This is a genomic window from Cedecea sp. Ae19-4, from assembly GCF_059801165.1.
In genome coordinates this window covers 1,053,997-1,073,278 of sequence record NZ_JBCHWG010000002.1, presented here as the reverse complement: position 1 = coordinate 1,073,278, position 19,282 = coordinate 1,053,997, and the positions used below count along the sequence as shown (strand labels likewise).

The following is a 19,282-nucleotide window of genomic DNA, read 5'->3' as shown; positions in this document are numbered from 1 at the left end:
CCGGCCTTTCAATTACATCACCAGGCGGCGAATATCAGACAACATGTTGTTGATGATGGTGATGAAGCGAGCTCCATCAGCGCCGTCGATGACGCGGTGGTCGAAGGAAAGAGACATCGGCATCATCAGACGCGGCGTGAACTCTTTACCGTTCCAGACTGGCTCCATCGCAGACTTGGAGACACCCAGGATAGCCACTTCTGGCGCGTTAACGATCGGCGCGAAGTGAGTAGTCCCGATACCGCCCAGGCTGGAGATGGTGAAGCAGCCGCCCTGCATTTCGCCAGCGGTCAGCTTGCCGTCGCGAGCTTTCTTGGAGATAGCCATCAGTTCGCGAGACAGCTCAGTGATGCTCTTCTTGTTCACGTCTTTGAAGACTGGAACAACCAGACCATTCGGGGTATCAACCGCCACACCGATGTTGATGTATTTTTTCAGCGTCAGCTTCTGGCCATCTTCGGACAGGGAGCTGTTGAAGCGAGGCATCTGCTCCAGCGCGGCCGCAACGGCTTTCATGATGAACACTACAGGAGTGAACTTCACGTCCAGCTTACGCTTAGCGGCTTCGTCGTTCTGCTGCTTACGGAACGCTTCCAGATCGGTGATATCGGTTTTGTCGAAGTGGGTAACGTGCGGGATCATCACCCAGTTACGGCTCAGGTTAGCACCAGAGATTTTCTGGATGCGGCCCATTTCCACTTCTTCGATTTCGCCGAACTTGCTGAAGTCAACTTTCGGCCATGGCAGCATGCCTGGCAGACCACCGCCGGTCGCAGCCGGAGCTGCTTCAGCGCGTTTAACAGCGTCTTTCACGTAAGCCTGAACGTCTTCACGCAGGATACGACCTTTACGGCCGGTGCCTTTCACTTTCGCCAGGTTAACACCGAACTCGCGAGCCAGACGGCGGATCAGCGGAGTCGCATGAACGTACGCGTCGTTTTCAGCGAATTCAGATTTACCTTCTGCTTTAGCAGCAGGTGCAGCGGCTTTGGCTGCCGGGGCTGGTGCCGCAGCGGCTGGAGCTGGTGCAGCAGCAGTTGGAGCCGCAGCAGGTGCAGCGCCTTCTACTTCGAAGACCATGATCAGGGAGCCGGTGGACACTTTGTCGCCGGTGCTGATTTTGATTTCTTTCACGGTACCGGCGAATGGTGCAGGCACTTCCATGGAAGCTTTGTCGCCTTCTACGGTGATCAGTGACTGCTCAGCGGCAACTTTGTCGCCCACTTTCACCATCACTTCAGTGACTTCAACTTCATCACCGCCGATGTCCGGGACGTTAACTTCTTTAGAGCCGGAAGCCGCAGGTGCTGCGGCAGCAGCCGGAGCAGCAGCCTGTGCTGGAGCGGCAGCAGGTGCGGCACCCGCCACTTCGAAGACCATGATCAGAGAGCCGGTAGACACTTTGTCGCCGGTGCTGATTTTGATCTCTTTCACCACGCCCGCGAACGGCGCAGGGACTTCCATAGAAGCTTTGTCGCCTTCTACGGTGATCAGAGACTGTTCAGCGGCAACGGTGTCGCCCACTTTCACCATGATCTCGGTAACTTCTACTTCGTCACCGCCGATGTCTGGCACGTTAACGTCTTTTGCGCTCGCGGCAGCAGGTGCTGCGGCCGGAGCGGCTTCTTTCTTCTCTTCTGCCTTAGCAGGTGCAGCGGCTGCTGCACCTTCGGCGGAATCGAAAATCATGATCAGTTTGCCGGTCTCGGTTTTGTCGCCGACAGAGACTTTGATCTCTTTCACGACGCCAGCCTGTGGAGACGGAACTTCCATAGAGGCTTTATCGCCTTCTACAGTGATCAGCGACTGTTCAGCTTCAACTTTGTCGCCAACTTTGACCAGAATCTCGGTGATTTCAACTTCATCAGCGCCGATGTCTGGTACTTTGATTTCGATAGCCATTGTCTCTTTACCTCTTACGCCAGACGCGGGTTAACTTTTTCTGCATCGATGTTGAATTTAGTAATTGCGTCAGCAACCACTTTCTTATCGATTTCGCCACGTTTAGCCAGTTCGCCCAGGGCTGCTACGACCACGTAAGAAGCATCAACTTCGAAGTGGTGACGCAGGTTTTCGCGGCTGTCAGAACGACCGAAGCCGTCGGTGCCCAGTACGCGATAATCATCAGCTGGTACGTAAGTACGAACCTGCTCAGCGAACAGTTTCATATAGTCAGTAGAAGCAACCGCCGGAGCGTCGTTCATCACCTGAGCGATGTAAGGTACGCGCGGAGTTTCCATTGGGTGCAGCATGTTCCAGCGCTCACAATCCTGGCCATCACGAGCCAGTTCGGTGAAGGAGGTTACGCTGTACACGTCAGAGCCCACGCCGTAGTCGTTCGCCAGGATCTGTGCTGCTTCACGCACGTGACGCAGGATAGAACCGGAGCCCAGCAGCTGAACTTTACCTTTGCTACCTGCAACGGTTTCGAGTTTGTAGATACCTTTACGGATACCTTCCTCGGCGCCTGCTGGCATAGCCGGCATGTGGTAGTTTTCGTTCAGGGTGGTGATGTAGTAATAAATGTTCTCTTGTGCTTCACCGTACATACGGGTCAGACCGTCGTGCATGATGACAGCCACTTCGTACGCGTAAGACGGATCGTAAGAGATACAGTTAGGAATAGTCAGAGACTGAATGTGGCTGTGGCCATCTTCGTGCTGCAGACCTTCACCGTTCAGCGTAGTACGACCGGAAGTCCCGCCGACCAGGAAGCCGCGAGCCTGTTGGTCGCCAGCCTGCCAGCACAGGTCACCGATACGCTGGAAACCGAACATCGAGTAGTAGATGTAGAACGGAATCATCGGCAGGTTGTTGGTGCTGTAAGACGTCGCAGCCGCCAGCCAGGATGCGCCAGCACCCAGTTCGTTGATCCCTTCCTGCAGAATCTGGCCTTTCTCGTCTTCTTTGTAGTATGCAACCTGCTCGCGGTCCTGCGGGGTGTACTGCTGGCCGTTCGGGCTGTAGATACCGATCTGACGGAACAGACCTTCCATACCAAAGGTACGCGCTTCATCGGCGATGATTGGAACCAGACGGTCTTTGATAGACGGGTTCTTCAGCATCACGTTCAGGGCACGAACGAAGGCGATGGTGGTGGAGATCTCTTTGTTCTGCTCTTCCAGCAGCTGAGAGAAGTCTTCCAGCGCAGGCAGTTCCAGTTTTTCGGAGAAGTTAGGCTGACGAGCAGGCAGGTAGCCTTTCAGCGCCTGACGACGTTCGTGCAGGTACTTGTGCTCTTCAGTGCCTTCTGGGAAGGTGATGTAAGACAGGTTTTCTACCTGCTCATCGGTCACTGGCACGTTGAAACGGTCGCGGATGTAACGCACGCCGTCCATGTTCATTTTCTTCACCTGGTGAGCGATGTTTTTACCTTCTGCGGTATCGCCCATGCCGTAACCTTTGATGGTGTGGGCCAGGATAACGGTCGCTTTACCTTTGGTTTCCTGCGCTTTTTTCAGTGCAGCGTAGACTTTCTTCGGATCGTGACCACCGCGGTTCAGGGCCCAGATCTGCTCATCAGTCCAGTCTGCAACCAGCGCTGCGGTTTCAGGGTATTTGCCGAAGAAGTGCTCACGAACGTAGGCACCGTCTTTGGATTTGAAGGTCTGGTAGTCACCGTCAACGGTTTCGTTCATCAGTTGGATCAGTTTACCGCTGGTATCTTTACGCAGCAGCTCATCCCAACGACCGCCCCACATCACTTTGATAACGTTCCAGCCAGCACCGCTGAAGATGCCTTCCAGTTCGTTGATGATCTTGCCGTTACCGGTGACCGGACCATCCAGACGCTGCAGGTTACAGTTGATGATGAAGCACAGGTTGTCCAGCTTCTCACGGGTCGCGATGGTGATCGCGCCTTTAGATTCTGGCTCATCCATTTCACCGTCGCCCAGGAAGGCGTAAACGGTTTGCTCAGAGGTGTCTTTCAGGCCACGGTGTTCCAGATATTTCAGGAATTTAGCCTGGTAGATCGCACCGATTGGGCCCAGACCCATGGAAACGGTCGGGAACTGCCAGAATTCTGGCATCAGTTTAGGGTGCGGATAAGAAGACAGACCTTTACCGTGAACTTCCTGACGGAAATTGTTCATCTGCTCTTCGGTCAGGCGGCCTTCAAGGAAAGCACGTGCATAGATGCCCGGAGAGATGTGGCCCTGGAAGTACACCAGATCGCCGCCGTCTTTCTCGTTGGCTGCACGGAAGAAGTGGTTGAAGCACACTTCGTAAACGGTCGCAGAAGACTGGAAGGATGCCATGTGGCCACCCAGTTCCAGATCTTTCTTGGATGCGCGCAGAACGGTCATGATGGCGTTCCAGCGGATAGCAGAACGGATACGGCGTTCCAGATCCAGATTGCCCGGGTATTCCGGTTCGTCTTCAACGGCAATGGTGTTCACATAGTTGCGAGCACCTGCAGAAGCAGCGACTTTCACACCGCCTTTGCTGGCTTCGGACAGCAGCTGATCGATCAGATACTGTGCACGCTCAACACCTTCTTCACGGATAACCGATTCGATCGCCTGTAGCCAGTCGCGAGTTTCAATCGGATCCACGTCATTTGGGAAACGTTCTGACATGGGGGTATTCCTTATCTGTCTAATACGTTGATTTATCTGGAACCTGTCCCATTGCGCTCTTGCCCGAATGAATTCGGGTAACTGAAGAAAAGAACGCAATAAGACAGGTTCTGTGTTTAGTTGCCGCGCGCTAAAAGTTTGGCGCTTAATCCTTACGTTGCTGAAGGAGACGGAGAGAGCGCTCACGACGGCTCTGCTCACGGCTGCGATCCAGCAATATTTCCTCAATAAACGCCAGGTGACGGTGCGACGCTTCTCGCGCCTGCTCCGGCTGGCGAGCCATAATCGCCGCAAAAATGCTGGCGCGATGGCTGCTCACTTGCGCCAACATCTCGCGGCGCGCGTAGAGCAATTCAAAATTCTGGCGAACGTTCTGTTCGAGCATAGGCTCCATGCAGCGCAATAAATGAAGAAGCACAACATTATGCGCGGCTTCGGTTACGGCAATTTGATACTGCATGACGGCATCGGCTTCGGCGTCTAAATCACCGGACTCCTGAGCCTGCTGGATGGCAATATGGCAATCACCAATGCGCGAGAGATCTTCTTCGGTTCCGCGCAGCGCCGCGTAATAAGCAGCAATACCTTCAAGCGCATGGCGGGTTTCAAGCAGATCAAACTGGGATTCGGGATGGTCTGAGAGCAGTTCGACCAGCGGGTCGCTCAGGCTCTGCCAAAGGCTGTTCTGGACAAAAGTACCGCCGCCCTGGCGACGAAGCAGCAAACCCTTGGCTTCGAGACGCTGGATGGCCTCGCGCAGCGAAGGACGGGAAACATCAAATTGTTTCGCCAGTTCGCGTTCAGGTGGAAGTTTTTCGCCCGGGCGTAGAGTGCCCTCAAGGATGAGAAACTCCAGCTGCTGCTCTATCACATCGGATAATTTTGGTTGGCGGATTTTGCTGTAGGCCATCGTTCCCTATCTCTGCCATTAGCCCGGAGTCAATTGGTAAGACCAATTTCACGTTCGTGAGGCTAAAAGTAACAAAGTATTCACCTTCTGTCCATATTGGTTTTGATTGAAATCATGAAAGCAGGCACATTTTAACAATAACAAAAGAAGGGATTTTCAAAACCATAACTTGGGCACTAACTCGCGTTTACCCACAAAGCGGTAAGTTAACGTTTATGAAACGATATATTTTTCAAAAACAACCGAAAGACGCGGTGAATGTATGTCATTTTTGTGACGCAAAACGGCCGCTCAAGAAGTATTCTCGACTCACCTTGTCCTCCCCTCTTTTTTACAAATGGTTTCTTTTTGCCCAACTCGTCAGAGCAGTGGCAGAAAGCAGGTGCAAAGGCCTGCGCTTAACATTATTCTTTGCGATGCGGTAGCCCTATCCGCAAAATTCATAATTGATAACCGTAAAAAAAAGACTACACATTACGGAATACAACAATTACATCCGCGTCAATGTAGCGCAGACATTAACCACTACGAGGTTACATGATGGAAGGTCAACAGCACGGCGACACGCTGAAGCGCGGTCTTAAAAACCGCCACATTCAGCTTATCGCGCTGGGTGGAGCTATCGGGACGGGCCTGTTTCTGGGCAGCGCATCCGTCATCCAGTCCGCAGGTCCGGCAATTATTCTCGGCTATGCTATCGCCGGGTTTATCGCATTTTTAATTATGCGCCAGCTGGGTGAAATGGTTGTTGAGGAGCCGGTAGCCGGGTCCTTCAGCCATTTTGCTTACAAGTACTGGGGTGGTTTCGCGGGCTTCGCTTCAGGCTGGAACTACTGGGTACTCTACGTTCTGGTCGCCATGGCTGAACTGACAGCCGTCGGCAAATACATCCAGTTCTGGTGGCCGGAGATCCCAACCTGGGCTACAGCGGCGGTATTCTTCATCGCTATCAACGCCATCAACTTAACTAACGTTAAAGTCTTTGGTGAGATGGAGTTTTGGTTCGCTATCATCAAAGTGGTGGCGGTTATCGCCATGATTCTGTTCGGCGGCTGGTTACTCTTTAGCGGCAACGGTGGCCCACAGGCGTCCGTCAGCAACCTCTGGGATCAGGGTGGCTTTCTGCCGCACGGCATCACCGGGCTGGTCATGATGATGGCTATCATTATGTTCTCCTTCGGCGGGCTTGAGCTGGTCGGTATTACCGCCGCAGAGGCAGACAACCCAGAAGTGAGCATTCCAAAAGCGACCAACCAGGTTATCTACCGTATTCTGATTTTCTATGTGGGTTCGCTGGCGATTCTGCTGTCCCTGCTGCCGTGGACGCGCGTGACCGCAGACACCAGTCCGTTCGTGCTGATCTTCCATGAGCTGGGCGACACTTTCGTGGCTAACGCTCTGAATATCGTGGTGCTCACCGCCGCCCTGTCGGTTTACAACAGCTGCGTTTACTGCAACAGCCGTATGCTGTTCGGCCTGGCACAGCAGGGGAACGCGCCGAAGATGTTGAAAAGCGTCGATAAGCGCGGTGTACCGGTGAACACGATTCTGGTTTCCGCAGGCTTTACCGCCCTTTGCGTGCTGATTAACTACATGGCACCGGAATCTGCTTTCGGCCTGCTGATGGCGCTGGTTGTCTCAGCCCTGGTGATCAACTGGGCGATGATCAGCCTGGCTCACATGAAATTCCGCCGTGCTAAGCAGCAACAAGGGGTGAAAACCCGCTTCCCTGCCCTGTTCTATCCGTTAGGAAACTGGGTCTGCCTGCTGTTTATGGTTGGCGTACTGGTCATCATGCTGATAACCCCGGGTATGGCCATCTCGGTTTACCTGATCCCAGTGTGGATTGCGATTCTGGGCGTCGGTTATTTCCTGAAGCAGAAAAACCTGAAGACAGTGAAAGCCTGATAAAGAAAACGCCCCGCAATGCGGGGCGTTTTCTTACAGCCTTCCGGCCCTAAACCAAAGTGCCGTAAATCGTCAGTAACGCCACCACGACCACAATCACCAATGAAATTTTCTTCGCCAGCGATACCGCAGCTTTCGGTGTTTTCATCTTATCCTGATGGGGTTCTCTCGCCAGCGAGTACTGTGCCAGTTGTGTGAGAACCTGGTATTGAGAGGTATGCCTGTCTGCAAGGGATGCAAACCAGGCCGGAAGCGCTCGCTCACCGTGGCCCAACAGGGCATAAGCGACACCCACCAAACGCACGGGCACCCAGTCAAGAATATGAAGAATGCCGTCAATTCCCGAGAGCAAGCGCTCGTGTGCCGTATGATGCCGGGCAAGCCATGTCTGCCATGCGCGCAGGAAAGCATACCCTGCGAGCGTAACCGGCCCCCATGTTCCGCCCACCACAAACCAAAACAGCGGCGCAAGATAGAAACGGAAGTTAATCCACAGCAGCGCGTTTTGTAGCTCGCGCAGGTATTCACGCTCACTGCACTCAGGCGGAACACCATGAATCAATGTAAGCTCTGCAGCCATTGCATCACGGGCATGTTCATCATCATGGCTGGCGGCTTTAAGATACGAATGATAATGCAGCCTGACCTGCCCGGCCCCGATGCAAAGCACACCCAGCGCAATCCAGAACACCAGCAGTGGGACGTTGAATAGTAACCCATGCAAAGCACGGAGAATCAGGAAAACCACGGCCATAAATGCAGCGGTCATTAACAGCGTTCTTAACAGAGAAAAATGCTTAACCCGTCCAAACAGGACTTCAAGACGATGATCTAACTGCCAGTGTTCGCCCATTTTGAACAATCGCTCGCCCATCAGGACTAACAGCAGGGTAAACAGGGTCATGTGCTCTCCTTGTCAGTTGCCTCTTCAACCGCACCCCAAAAGCGCGGCCAGTCAAACGAAGGGCCTGGATCGGTCTTCCGACCAGGTGCTATATCGCTGTGGCCCGTGATGTTTTTCGCCATATCAGGATAGTGTTGAATCAGTAAGTTAGCTAAGGCTGTGAGTTGTTCATATTGAGCGTCGGTATAGGCCAGCGTATCGGTACCTTCCAGCTCAATACCGATAGAAAAGTCGTTGCACTTTTCTCTTCCCTGATAGCTCGAGACGCCCGCATGCCAGGCTCGTTTATCGAAAGGGACGTACTGAACAATTTCGCCGTCCCGGCGAATCAGACAATGGGCAGACACGCGCAAATGTGAAATACCGGCAAAGTAAGGGTGCGCTACAGGATCGAGCGTTCCGGCAAATAACGCATCAATCCAGGGGCCACCGAACTCCCCCGGCGGCAAACTAATATTGTGCACCACCAGCAATGAGGGGTTTTCCTCTTCCGGTCGGCCGTCACAATGCGGGGATGGCAGATGTTTTACCCCCACCAGCCAGCCGTCTTTAAGCTGCATGAGAGGTTCTCCTTAGAGTGGTACTTGAAGTCGCTTCAGAGTAGCATGAAACAATATTAACTTATTCATTCTGGAGTTTAATCATGCCGCCCCGCCGTTATAATCCTGACCACCGACGTGACGAGCTGCTCGAACGAATTACCCTCGATATCCCTCTCGCCGTAGCCCAGGCGCTGCGAGAAGATCTGGGCGGCGAAGTCGACCCAAACAACGACATCACGGCACAATTATTACCCCCAGAAAACACGTCGCATGCGGTTGTTATCACCCGCGAAAAGGGCATTTTTTGCGGTAAACGCTGGGTAGAAGAAGTCTTTATTCAGCTTGGCGGCGACGTGACGGTGACATGGCATGTCGAAGATGGCGCTGAAGTCACCATCAATCAGCCACTTTTTGAGCTTAATGGCCCGGCCCGTATTCTCTTGACCGGAGAAAGAACGGCGCTGAACTTCGTGCAAACGCTCTCAGGCGTAGCCAGCGAAGTTCACAGTTACGTGGCGCTGCTTGAGGGCACTAAAACGCAGTTGCTGGATACCCGTAAAACACTTCCGGGCCTGCGCACCGCGCTGAAATATGCCGTGCTATGCGGCGGGGGCAGCAACCATCGCCTCGGCCTTTCCGATGCTTTCCTGATCAAAGAAAATCACATTATTGCTTCCGGCTCTATTCGTCAGGCAGTGGAGAAAGCATTCTGGATGCACCCTGACGTGCCGGTAGAAGTGGAAGTTGAGTCACTGGGTGAATTGGAACAAGCGCTCAAAGCTGGGGCTGACATCATCATGCTGGACAACTTTACCGTTGAGCAAATGCGTGAAGCCGTGGCACTTACCCAAGGGAAAGCGCGCCTGGAAGTCTCTGGCAACGTGACCAAAGAGACGCTGAGAACATTCGCTGATACCGGCGTGGACTACATCTCCGTAGGTGCTCTGACTAAGCACATACGCGCCCTCGACTTGTCTATGCGCTTCCGCTAATGCAACACCACGGCGGGCCAGCCATCACTGCGCCCGCTTTTTTGCGTACTGACTTCCATTTTTATTGTCGATACATACAACTGCGTTAACTAACACGGAAAGCATTTCCCGAATGTCCGTTTCCCTGTTCGCTATTGCTTAGCCTGTTCAGCACAGTGTTGCTCTCTAACCAAAAGGAGCGACAGATGAACAAGCAAAAAGGATTTACGCTAATTGAGCTTATGGTGGTGATAGGCATCATCGCCATTCTGAGCGCCATCGGCATTCCTGGATATCAAAACTACCTTCGTAAAGCAGCCTTGACCGATATGCTGCAAACCTTCCTGCCCTATCGTACCGCCGTCGAACTTTGTGCCATCGAGCGTGGAGGGATCTCCGGTTGCAATGCCGGCAGTAACGGCATCGCTGAAACCAAAACGACGCGCTACATCAGTTCAATGAGCGTTGCCAGCGGGATTGTGACGCTCAACGGCCAGGAATCCCTGAACGGGCTGGCGGTTACGTTCACCCCTCAGTGGAGTGACGCTAACGGCGTAACCGGCTGGGCAAGGGTCTGCACTGCGGAAAACGGCTCGCCGCTGAAACAAGCCTGTGAAGACGTATTCCGTTTTAACGAAGCGCAAGCGGGGGCTGGCAAATGAGCACAAAAGAACAGCTTAACGCCCTATGCCAGCACTACAACGCCATACTGATAGAGGAAACGCCTGACGCGGTACGAATTGCTGCTGTTGAAGCCCCAAACGAGCAAATGTACGAGGCGCTCCGCTTTCTTTGTGATAAACACATTGATGTAGAGAGCTGGCCCATTGAACGGCTCGAGAAATGGCAAACGCTGGAGCCCTCTCAGCCTTCGGAGCACGACCGCAGCAGTTCAGCGGTCGCACTTTTGAATACAACACTTGCCACCGCCGTACAGCAGCGTGCATCCGATATCCATTTTGAGCCCTTCGAAAATGCCTATCGAATTCGGCTTCGCATTGATGGCGTGCTGCAATGTCAACCGCTACTGCCTCAGGCAATGGCCGCGCCCGTCACAGCAAGGCTCAAAATTCTGGCTAACCTGGATATCGCGGAAAAGCGGCTGCCTCAGGACGGACAAATGGACTACCTCGCCGAGGAGGTGAAAGCGTCATTTCGCGTCTCGACCCTGCCTTGTCGATACGGCGAGAAGGTCGTTTTACGGCTTCTTCAGCAGGGCAAACAGCATATGGACATTCATTCTCTGGGGATGTCAGAGGATGAAAAAAAACAACTTCAGCAATCACTCCAGGCCCCGCAGGGGATGATTCTGGTAACCGGTCCTACAGGGAGCGGAAAAACCATTACGCTGTATAGCGCCCTGGCGGCGCTTAACCAACCGGGTATCAACGTCTGCAGCGTAGAAGATCCCATAGAAATTCCTCAGGAAGGGCTGAACCAGACGCAGATAAACCCTAAGGCTGGTCTCACCTTTCAGCACGTCCTACGCGCATTACTGAGGCAGGATCCAGACGTCATTATGGTCGGTGAAATCAGGGATGGTGAAACAGCAGAAATTGCCATCAAAGCTGCCCAGACCGGGCACCTGGTTTTATCGACATTGCACACCAACTCCACCGTTGAAACGCTTGTCCGCCTGGAGCAAATGGCCATTCCTCGCTGGATGATCGCATCTGCCTTGAATATCATCGTGGCTCAAAGGCTGGTGAGAAAGCTTTGCCCTCACTGCAAAACACACCACGAACCAGCCATAACATTACCTGGACACATTTGGCCTTCCGCGCTGCCCAATTGGCATCCGACAGGATGTGAACGTTGCTACGGAGGATATTATGGGCGAACAGCGTTATTTGAAATCCTGCCGCTATCCGCCGCTCTAAGACAAGCCATCACGCAAGGCAAATCCGCAAGTAACATTGAAAGTCTCGCCAGAGAGCAAGGGATGAGTACGCTTTTCGAAAATGGCTGCGTTGCCGTAGCACAAGGCCATACGACGCTGGAAGAGGTTTACCGCGTGCTGGGTATGCCACATGCCTAAACCTCTGCTTTGGCGATGGGAAGCCATAGACCACGAAGGCCAATTAAAAAATGGTGAATCACTTGCCGGCGAGCGCGCTTCTCTTGAGGAGGAGCTTGCTCAGCAGCAGCTTCAGCTCCTGTCCGTTAAAAAATCATCGCTGTCAGGGAGATCCTGTTGGCATATTCAGCACAAAATTGACTTTGTCCGGCAACTTGCAGCGCTGATCCATGCCGGTATCGCCTTAACTGACGCGCTGTTGCTCATAGCCCGCCAGCATCCCAAACCTGCATGGTCGGCATTATTACAGCACATAGAACGACAGGTAGCGCAGGGCATACCGTTTTCCGAAGCGCTTAAGCAATGGCCCCATATCTTCCCGCCCCTGTTTATTGCATTACTGCATACCGGAGAGCTGACGGGAAGGCTTGCAGAGTGCTGCCAGCGGCTGGCAGAACAACAAGAACAACACTACCAACTCAGCAAAAAGGTCGTGAAAGCCCTGCGTTATCCGCTCTTTATTTTGATTGTTGCACTGCTGGTAACCGCAGGCATGGTTGGGTTTGTTCTGCCTGAGTTTGCCAATATCTATCGTTCTTTTAACGCGCCTCTGCCCGCGATCACCCAGGCCGTTATGAGTCTTTCAGAGTGGGCAACGTCTCAAGGAGGATGGTGGATTTTAACCGCTATGCTCTTAGCCGTTATAGGTTGGTGGCTTCGCCGCACCCAACCCGTCATTCGAGAAAAAGAACAATTACTGCTGTTAAAAGTACCGGTCATTGCTCCCTTGAGGCGAGGCCAGCTACTCAGCCAGATATTTACCGTACTAACGCTGTCTCAGCACTCTGGCGTCCCCTTGTTACAGGGTCTTGAAGCGGTTGAAAAAACGCTGACCCAGACGTTCTGGCAACGGCAAATTACTGATGTACGCGATCGGGTTTCCGAGGGAAAGCCCCTCTGGCAGGCGTTGGAGCAGTCGGGGTATTTCACACCACTTTGCCAACAGTTGGTTCGAATTGGTGAAGAATCCGGTTCTCTGGATCTGATGCTTGAGCGCCTGGCGCGCTGGCATTATGAGAAAACGCAGGAGCTGGCTGAAAATCTTGCCGCCACGCTGGAGCCAGTCATGATGCTGGTCATTGGCTTGATCATTGGCACGCTGGTGATAGCCATGTATCTACCTATTTTCCAGATGGGGGATGCCATGGGAGGAGGATGACGCAGCCTGAGCTGCGTCATCGATGCTCATCAGAGGCTATTGAAAACGCGGTTTTCCTGTTCCGCTACGCGGATGAAAGTTGTGCGTTTAGTCAGCTCTTTAAGGCGAGAGGCACCTACATAGGTACAGGCAGAACGCAGGCCGCCAAGGATATCGCGAGCGGTATTTTCCACCGGCCCGCGCAGAGGCAGCTTAACGGTTTTGCCTTCTGCAGCGCGGTACTGCGCAACACCGCCTACGTGGCGGGTCATGGCAGACTCGGAGCTCATGCCGTAGAACAACATAAACTTCTCGCCATCCTGCTCAACAACGGTACCACCGCTTTCTTCATGCCCTGCCAGCATACCGCCCAGCATAACGAAGTCAGCTCCACCACCAAAGGCTTTAGCTACATCGCCCGGCACAGTACAGCCACCGTCGCTGACGATCTGGCCGCCTAGGCCGTGAGCTGCATCAGCACATTCAATGACGGCGGAAAGCTGAGGGTAGCCCACGCCGGTTTTAACGCGCGTGGTGCATACAGAGCCTGGGCCAATGCCCACTTTCACGATATCGGCCCCTGACAAGATCAGCTCTTCACACATTTCACCGGTAACCACATTACCCGCACAGATAACTTTATCAGGCCATGCTTCGCGGGCTTTGCTGACGAACTGGGTGAAGTGCTCAGAGTAGCCGTTCGCCACGTCGATGCAGATAAATTTCAGTGCAGGAGTCAGAGCCAGAATCTGCTTAGTTTTGGCAAAATCTGCATCAGAAGTGCCGGTTGAGACCATGATATGGCGCAACAGGTTTTCAGGCACGGAATGAATAAAGTTGCTCCACTCTTCTACAGAGTAGTGTTTGTGCACGGCGGTAAGAATATCGAATGAGGCCAGCGCCTGCGCCATCGCGAAAGTGCCTACGGTGTCCATATTCGCAGCAATAATAGGGACGCCAGACCAGGTGATACCGGAATGCTTGAATGTGAATTGACGTTCCAGCTCAACGTCTGAACGGCTTTTGAGGGTGGAGCGTTTTGGGCGAATTAAAACGTCTTTAAAACCTAACTTCAAATCTTCTTCAATACGCATGATGCAGATCCCTGGGTCGAATGGCGATGAACGCGATCGGCGGTAGGCTCTTCATTACTCAAGACAGAGAACAACGGCAAGCCCGGACCCCAGATATACAGAAATCAGACACTGGGGTGAGCAAGCACGGAAAACGTACCTGTGGCTTAAAGTAAAACGAGCAAACAACAGCCAACTCCAGTGACGCTATCATACGCAGTAATAATGACTCCGCAAGACTGCGAAAACCGACTTTTTTACGCTACAATCGTTTAAATTTACCTGGTAAACGGTAAAAAGCCCGCAGACGGCGAATACCCGATTTTTACGTGATACAAAATCACCTAAAATCACGCCACCAAAGACTTTTTATCTTATTGATAAATATAGCATCAGGATCGGTTATTTATGGTTTACACGGTTGCACTTACGGGCGGCATTGGCAGTGGTAAAAGTACCATCGCCGAAGCCTTTTCCCGCGCTGGAGTCACCGTCATAGATGCAGATGTAATTGCCCGTCAGGTTGTTGAGCCAGGCCAACGTGCGTTAGCTCTCATTTCTCAACATTTTGGCCCAAAGATCCTTCTGGAAGATGGTTCTTTAAACCGTCGAGCGTTGAGAGAAACGATCTTCAGCTCCCCGCAGCAAAAGCAATGGGTTAATAACCTGCTACATCCTATTATCCAGCAGCAAACTCGTGATGAGATTGCTCGTGCTACCTCACCTTACGTGTTGTGGGTAGTCCCTCTGCTGGTAGAAAACAATCTGCAACAAAAGGCGGACCGGATTTTAGTGGTGGATGTTTCCCCCGAGACCCAGATTGCGCGTACTATGCTGCGGGACAATGTTTCCCGCGAACACGCCCAGCAGATTCTGGACGCTCAGGCGTCCCGGGAAGCTCGCCTCGCCGTGGCAGATGATGTAATTAATAATGACGGCAGTCCCCAGGACGTTGTCGTGCATGTTGACCGCCTGCATCGCCAGTACCTGAAACTGGCTAGTCTGGCCGCACAACAGGAAGCAGAATGATGAACACTCATGTTCTTTTCGAACACCCATTGAATGAGAAAATGCGCACATGGCTGCGTATTGAGTTTTTGATCCAACAGATGCAGTCAGCACTTCCTATCAATGACAGCGCAAAGGCGCTGCATTTTTTTCGTAACGTCGGTGACTTACTGGATGTGTTTGAAAGGGGCGAAATTCGCACCGATATTCTCAAAGAGATAAGCCGTCAGCAGCGTAAACTGCTGAGCTGGTCAGAAGTCCCGGGGGTTGATATGCAGCGCATCGACTCGCTGCGAAGCCAGTTGGAGAGCTGCGGCAGCGTGTTGATGGCCGCGCCGCGCATCGGGCAAATTCTGCGAGAAGATCGCCTTATTGCGCTGGTACGCCAACGGCTTAGCATCCCAGGCGGCTGCTGTAGCTTCGACCTGCCTACCCTGCACATTTGGCTTTATCTGCCGCAGGAACAACGCGATGCTCAGGTTCATTTTTGGCTAAACAGTCTCGAACCAGTGAAACAGTCGCTCGATCTTCTGCTGGACATCATCCGCAATTCTGCGCCATTCCGGAAACAAACCAGCCTCAATGGATTCTACCAGGACAATGGCGACGATGCCGACCTGCTTCGTCTTCATCTCACTCTCGGCGATCAGCTTTATCCACAGATTTCCGGCCACAAAAGCCGCTTTGCGATTCGTTTTATGCCGCTGGATTCAGAGAATGGCCTGGTGCCTGAACGCCTCGACTTTGAGCTGGCCTGTTGCTAAGGAAACAACATGAACGAAGAAACCATCGTTAATTGTCCTGGCTGCGGCAAAGCGGTTATCTGGAACGAAAGCAGCCCATACCGACCATTTTGCAGCAAGCGCTGCCAGCTTATCGACCTGGGCGAGTGGGCCGCTGAGGAAAAACGTATTCCCAGCAGCGGCGACCTCTCTGAAAGCGAAGGCTGGAGCGAAGACCAGGAACGCTAATCGTTTAGCAGCTTTAAAATGACGGGCTCATTGGCTGGCGGAAACTCGTCGGCGATGAGTTCCCCTTGAGCAACCCAACGCCCGGGTTGCCCTTCTTTGCCCCAGGGTTCACCTTCCCAACTTTCTATCAGATAGAACCACAGGGAAATATGACGATCCGGGAACTGGTACTCCAGGGTTTCAAACAGGCTGGCACTTTGCACCACAATACCGGTTTCTTCCTGTAATTCCCGGATAACGGCCTGTTCCGGGGATTCACCTGCCTCAATCTTCCCGCCGGGAAATTCCCATTTATTCGCCATGTGCGCATCGGCTGCGCGCTGCGTGATAAAAATTTCACCCTGTTGATTACGGATAATGCCGACAGCGATTTGCAGTTGCTTCATACTCTCAAACTCCATGCGTAAAAAAGGCGCAGCAAGCTGCGCCTTTTCGATTTTGTCAGACCTTAGCTCAGACGGCCATGGCACTGTTTGTATTTCTTACCGGAACCGCAAGGGCAAGGATCGTTCCGACCCACTTTACGATCGCCAGTTTCTGCTGCCAGCGCCTGTGCGGCCTGAGTTTCATCATCCACATGACTAAGCTGCTGCATACGTGCCAGACGCTCGGCTTCTTCACGACGCTGTTGTTCCATCGCTTCAACTTCTTCCGGCAGGCGGACCTGGACTTTGCTCAGGGTGCTGATCACTTCATATTTCAGTGACTCCAGCATCGCGGCAAACATAGAGAAGGATTCACGCTTGTATTCCTGCTTCGGATCTTTCTGCGCATAACCGCGCAGGTGGATCCCCTGACGCAGGTAATCCATTGCGGCCAGATGCTCTTTCCACAGGGAATCCAGCGTTTGCAGCATCACGCCTTTTTCGAAGTGGCGCATCATTTCTGCACCGACGACTTCTTCTTTACGTTGATAAAGCTCAATCGCCGTCTGCAGAATACGCTCACGCAGCGTTTCTTCGTGCAGCTCAGGTTCTTTGTCCAGCCACTCTTTGATTGGCATCTCGAGATCAAAGTCGTTTTTCAGGCGTTCTTCCAGACCTTCTACATCCCACATTTCTTCCAGAGACTGAGGCGGAATATGCGCATCGATGGTGACTTTGAAGACGTCTTCACGAATGCTGGCGATGGTTTCGCTCACGTCGGTAACGTCGAGCAGCTCATTACGCTGGGTATAAATAGCGCGGCGCTGATCGTTTGCGACGTCATCGTATTCCAGCAGCTGCTTACGAATATCAAAGTTACGGCTTTCGACTTTACGCTGTGCGTTGGCAATCGCCTTGGTTACCCAAGGGTGTTCAATGGCTTCGCCCGGCTTCATACCCAGTTTACGCATCATATTGGATACGCGATCCGAGGCGAAGATACGCATCAGGGCATCTTCCATCGACAGGTAGAAGCGGGAAGAACCGGCATCACCCTGACGGCCAGAACGGCCACGCAGCTGGTTATCGATACGGCGGGATTCATGACGCTCGGTGCCGATGATATGCAGACCACCTGAAGCCAGTACCGCATCGTGGCGAACTTTCCAGTCCGCTTTGATCTGAGCAATTTGCTCTGGCGTTGGCTCATCCAGCTCAGCAATCTCTTCCTGCCAGCTCCCGCCCAACACGATATCCGTACCACGACCCGCCATGTTAGTCGCGATAGTTACCGCGGCTGGGTAACCCGCCTGAGCAACGATAGCCGCTTCGTTGGCGTGGAACTTGGCATTCAGAACATTGTGTTTGATACCGGCCTTGGTCAACTCATTGGAAACCACTTCAGATTTCTCAATGGAGATGGTCCCCACCAGCACAGGCTGGCCGTTCGCGGTACGCTCTTTAATGTCTTCGATAATCGCGCCAATTTTATCCAGTTCGGTCATGTAGACCAGATCCGGCATATCTTTACGGATCATTGGGCGGTTGGTCGGCACAACGATGGTGTCGAGCTTATAAATAGAGCTAAATTCAAACGCTTCGGTGTCTGCAGTACCGGTCATCCCTGCCAGCTTCTCGTAAAGACGGAAGTAGTTCTGGAAGGTGATGGACGCCAGCGTCTGGTTTTCATTCTGAATTTCGACGCCTTCTTTTGCCTCAACGGCCTGGTGAAGACCATCTGACCAACGACGCCCCTGCATAGTACGGCCCGTGTGTTCATCAACGATGATGACTTCGCCATCTTTAACGATGTAGTCAACGTCGCGGGTGAACAGCGCATGGGCGCGAAGTGCCGCGGTCACATGATGCATCAGCATGATGTTGGCTGGTGAGTACAGCGACTCGCCCTCTTCCATCATGCCTTCTTGCACAAGCAGCTCTTCAATCAGCACCAGACCACGTTCGGTCAGGTTAACCTGGCGAGATTTTTCATCCACGGAGAAGTGGCCTTCACCCTGGAAGGTGTCAGAGTCTTCTTTTTCCTGACGCATCAGGTGCGGAATGATTTTGTTCACGCGTTTGTACAGCTCAGAGCTGTCTTCCGCAGGGCCGGAGATGATCAGCGGCGTACGCGCTTCGTCGATCAGGATGGAGTCAACTTCATCCACCAGCGCATAGTGAAGCTTGCGCTGCACGCGCTCTTCAGGGCTGAAAGCCATATTGTCGCGGAGGTAGTCGAAACCGTATTCGTTGTTGGTACCGTAGGTGATGTCTGCTGCGTAAGCTTCACGCTTAGCAGGCGCTGGCATGCCTGGTAGGTTGATACCTACGCTCAGCCCCAGATATTCAAACAGAGGACGGTTGTTTTCGGCGTCACGCTGGGCCAGGTAGTCGTTCACGGTAACAACGTGCACACCTTTGCCGCTCAGTGCGTTCAGATAAGCTGGCAGCGTTGCCGTCAGGGTTTTACCTTCCCCAGTACGCATTTCCGCGATGCAGCGATCGTTCAGGACCATACCGCCCAGCAGCTGCACGTCGAAGTGACGCATGCCGAAGACGCGCTTACTTGCTTCACGAACAACAGCGAAAGCTTCCGGGATTAGCGTTTCCAGCACTTCACCTTTTTCCAGACGCGCGCGGAACTCACCGGTTTTAGCCTTCAGCTCATCATCCGTGAGCTTTTCCATCTGCGGTTCCATGCTGTTGATCACGGAAACCACTTTGCGCATACGGCGCAGTGTACGATCGTTACGACTACCGAAAACTTTAGTTAATAATTTGATTAGCATAATAAATTCTCAAACGCCTGCCGTCAGTACGGTCAATAAATTGTTG

General features: G+C 52.9%; 16 protein-coding genes. 8 read left to right on the top strand and 8 right to left on the bottom strand.

Features of this window, described 5'->3' with window-relative positions:
• Positions 1 to 12 precede the first annotated feature (12 nt).
• From aceF to pdhR, 3 genes are all read right to left on the bottom strand, one after another.
• Positions 13 to 1,902, bottom strand: a complete 1,890-nt coding sequence (gene aceF, locus AAIE02_RS17840; protein ID WP_085541982.1) for a pyruvate dehydrogenase complex dihydrolipoyllysine-residue acetyltransferase — start codon at positions 1,900 to 1,902, stop codon at positions 13 to 15.
• A gap of 14 nt (positions 1,903 to 1,916) precedes the next feature.
• Entirely contained in the window at positions 1,917 to 4,580 is a 2,664-nt protein-coding gene (aceE, locus tag AAIE02_RS17835; RefSeq protein WP_008461826.1) for a pyruvate dehydrogenase (acetyl-transferring), homodimeric type, read from the bottom strand.
• Between the two features lie 145 nt (positions 4,581 to 4,725).
• Positions 4,726 to 5,490 carry a pyruvate dehydrogenase complex transcriptional repressor PdhR gene (gene pdhR, locus AAIE02_RS17830; protein WP_039290334.1) on the bottom strand — a complete coding sequence of 255 codons (765 nt, stop codon included), beginning with the start codon at positions 5,488 to 5,490 and terminating at the stop codon, positions 4,726 to 4,728.
• Positions 5,491 to 6,030: 540 nt separating this feature from the next.
• Between pdhR and aroP the strand changes: the two genes are divergently transcribed.
• Complete coding sequence (gene aroP, locus AAIE02_RS17825) at positions 6,031 to 7,398, top strand: aromatic amino acid transporter AroP (protein WP_498532990.1); 1,368 nt, start codon at positions 6,031 to 6,033, stop codon at positions 7,396 to 7,398.
• Between the two features lie 49 nt (positions 7,399 to 7,447).
• Here aroP and ampE read toward each other — a convergent pair whose 3' ends face one another.
• Together ampE and ampD are read right to left on the bottom strand one after the other, a co-directional pair.
• A complete protein-coding gene (ampE, locus tag AAIE02_RS17820) occupies positions 7,448 to 8,302 on the bottom strand; it encodes a beta-lactamase regulator AmpE (RefSeq protein WP_166876761.1) in 855 nt (284 codons plus the stop codon).
• On the bottom strand, positions 8,299 to 8,862 hold the full coding sequence (ampD, locus tag AAIE02_RS17815; protein WP_336707806.1) for a 1,6-anhydro-N-acetylmuramyl-L-alanine amidase AmpD: 564 nt from the start codon (positions 8,860 to 8,862) through the stop codon (positions 8,299 to 8,301). Before ampD ends, ampE begins: the two co-directional genes overlap by 4 nt.
• A gap of 83 nt (positions 8,863 to 8,945) precedes the next feature.
• On the opposite strand from ampD, the gene nadC reads away from it, so the two are divergent.
• The 4 genes from nadC (at position 8,946) to hofC (ending at position 13,051) form a co-directional block, all read left to right on the top strand.
• Complete coding sequence (gene nadC / locus AAIE02_RS17810) at positions 8,946 to 9,836, top strand: carboxylating nicotinate-nucleotide diphosphorylase (protein WP_498532974.1); 891 nt, start codon at positions 8,946 to 8,948, stop codon at positions 9,834 to 9,836.
• Between the two features lie 185 nt (positions 9,837 to 10,021).
• Positions 10,022 to 10,477: a prepilin peptidase-dependent pilin gene (gene ppdD, locus AAIE02_RS17805; RefSeq protein ID WP_498532973.1), complete on the top strand. Its 456-nt coding sequence runs from the start codon at positions 10,022 to 10,024 to the stop codon at positions 10,475 to 10,477.
• Positions 10,474 to 11,853 (top strand): type II secretion system protein GspE, encoded by a 1,380-nt coding sequence (gspE, locus tag AAIE02_RS17800; RefSeq protein ID WP_498532972.1) that lies wholly within the window; start codon positions 10,474 to 10,476, stop codon positions 11,851 to 11,853. Before ppdD ends, gspE begins: the two co-directional genes overlap by 4 nt.
• Positions 11,846 to 13,051 carry a protein transport protein HofC gene (gene hofC, locus AAIE02_RS17795; protein WP_498532971.1) on the top strand — a complete coding sequence of 402 codons (1,206 nt, stop codon included), beginning with the start codon at positions 11,846 to 11,848 and terminating at the stop codon, positions 13,049 to 13,051. The genes gspE and hofC overlap by 8 nt, the downstream gene beginning before the upstream one ends.
• Before the next feature lie 29 nt (positions 13,052 to 13,080).
• Here the strand turns inward: hofC and AAIE02_RS17790 are convergent, their stop codons facing one another.
• Complete coding sequence (locus tag AAIE02_RS17790) at positions 13,081 to 14,124, bottom strand: GMP reductase (RefSeq protein ID WP_498532970.1); 1,044 nt, start codon at positions 14,122 to 14,124, stop codon at positions 13,081 to 13,083.
• Between the two features lie 387 nt (positions 14,125 to 14,511).
• Between AAIE02_RS17790 and coaE the strand changes: the two genes are divergently transcribed.
• Genes coaE through yacG form a run of 3 tightly spaced genes read left to right on the top strand, consistent with a single transcriptional unit; the run spans position 14,512 to position 16,082 of the window.
• Complete coding sequence (gene coaE / locus AAIE02_RS17785; protein ID WP_166876779.1) at positions 14,512 to 15,132, top strand: dephospho-CoA kinase; 621 nt, start codon at positions 14,512 to 14,514, stop codon at positions 15,130 to 15,132.
• Positions 15,132 to 15,875 (top strand): cell division protein ZapD, encoded by a 744-nt coding sequence (gene zapD, locus AAIE02_RS17780; RefSeq protein WP_498532989.1) that lies wholly within the window; start codon positions 15,132 to 15,134, stop codon positions 15,873 to 15,875. The genes coaE and zapD overlap by 1 nt, the downstream gene beginning before the upstream one ends.
• A 9-nt stretch (positions 15,876 to 15,884) precedes the next feature.
• Positions 15,885 to 16,082, top strand: coding sequence for a DNA gyrase inhibitor YacG (gene yacG / locus AAIE02_RS17775; RefSeq protein ID WP_498532969.1), 198 nt, complete (start codon positions 15,885 to 15,887; stop codon positions 16,080 to 16,082).
• On the opposite strand, the gene mutT is transcribed toward yacG, so the two are convergent.
• Together mutT and secA are read right to left on the bottom strand one after the other, a co-directional pair.
• A complete protein-coding gene (gene mutT, locus AAIE02_RS17770; RefSeq protein ID WP_008461811.1) occupies positions 16,079 to 16,468 on the bottom strand; it encodes an 8-oxo-dGTP diphosphatase MutT in 390 nt (129 codons plus the stop codon). The two genes, yacG and mutT, sit on opposite strands and share 4 nt — an antisense overlap.
• 62 nt (positions 16,469 to 16,530) lie before the next feature.
• A complete protein-coding gene (secA, locus tag AAIE02_RS17765; protein WP_008461809.1) occupies positions 16,531 to 19,236 on the bottom strand; it encodes a preprotein translocase subunit SecA in 2,706 nt (901 codons plus the stop codon).
• Between the last annotated feature and the right edge of the window lie 46 nt (positions 19,237 to 19,282).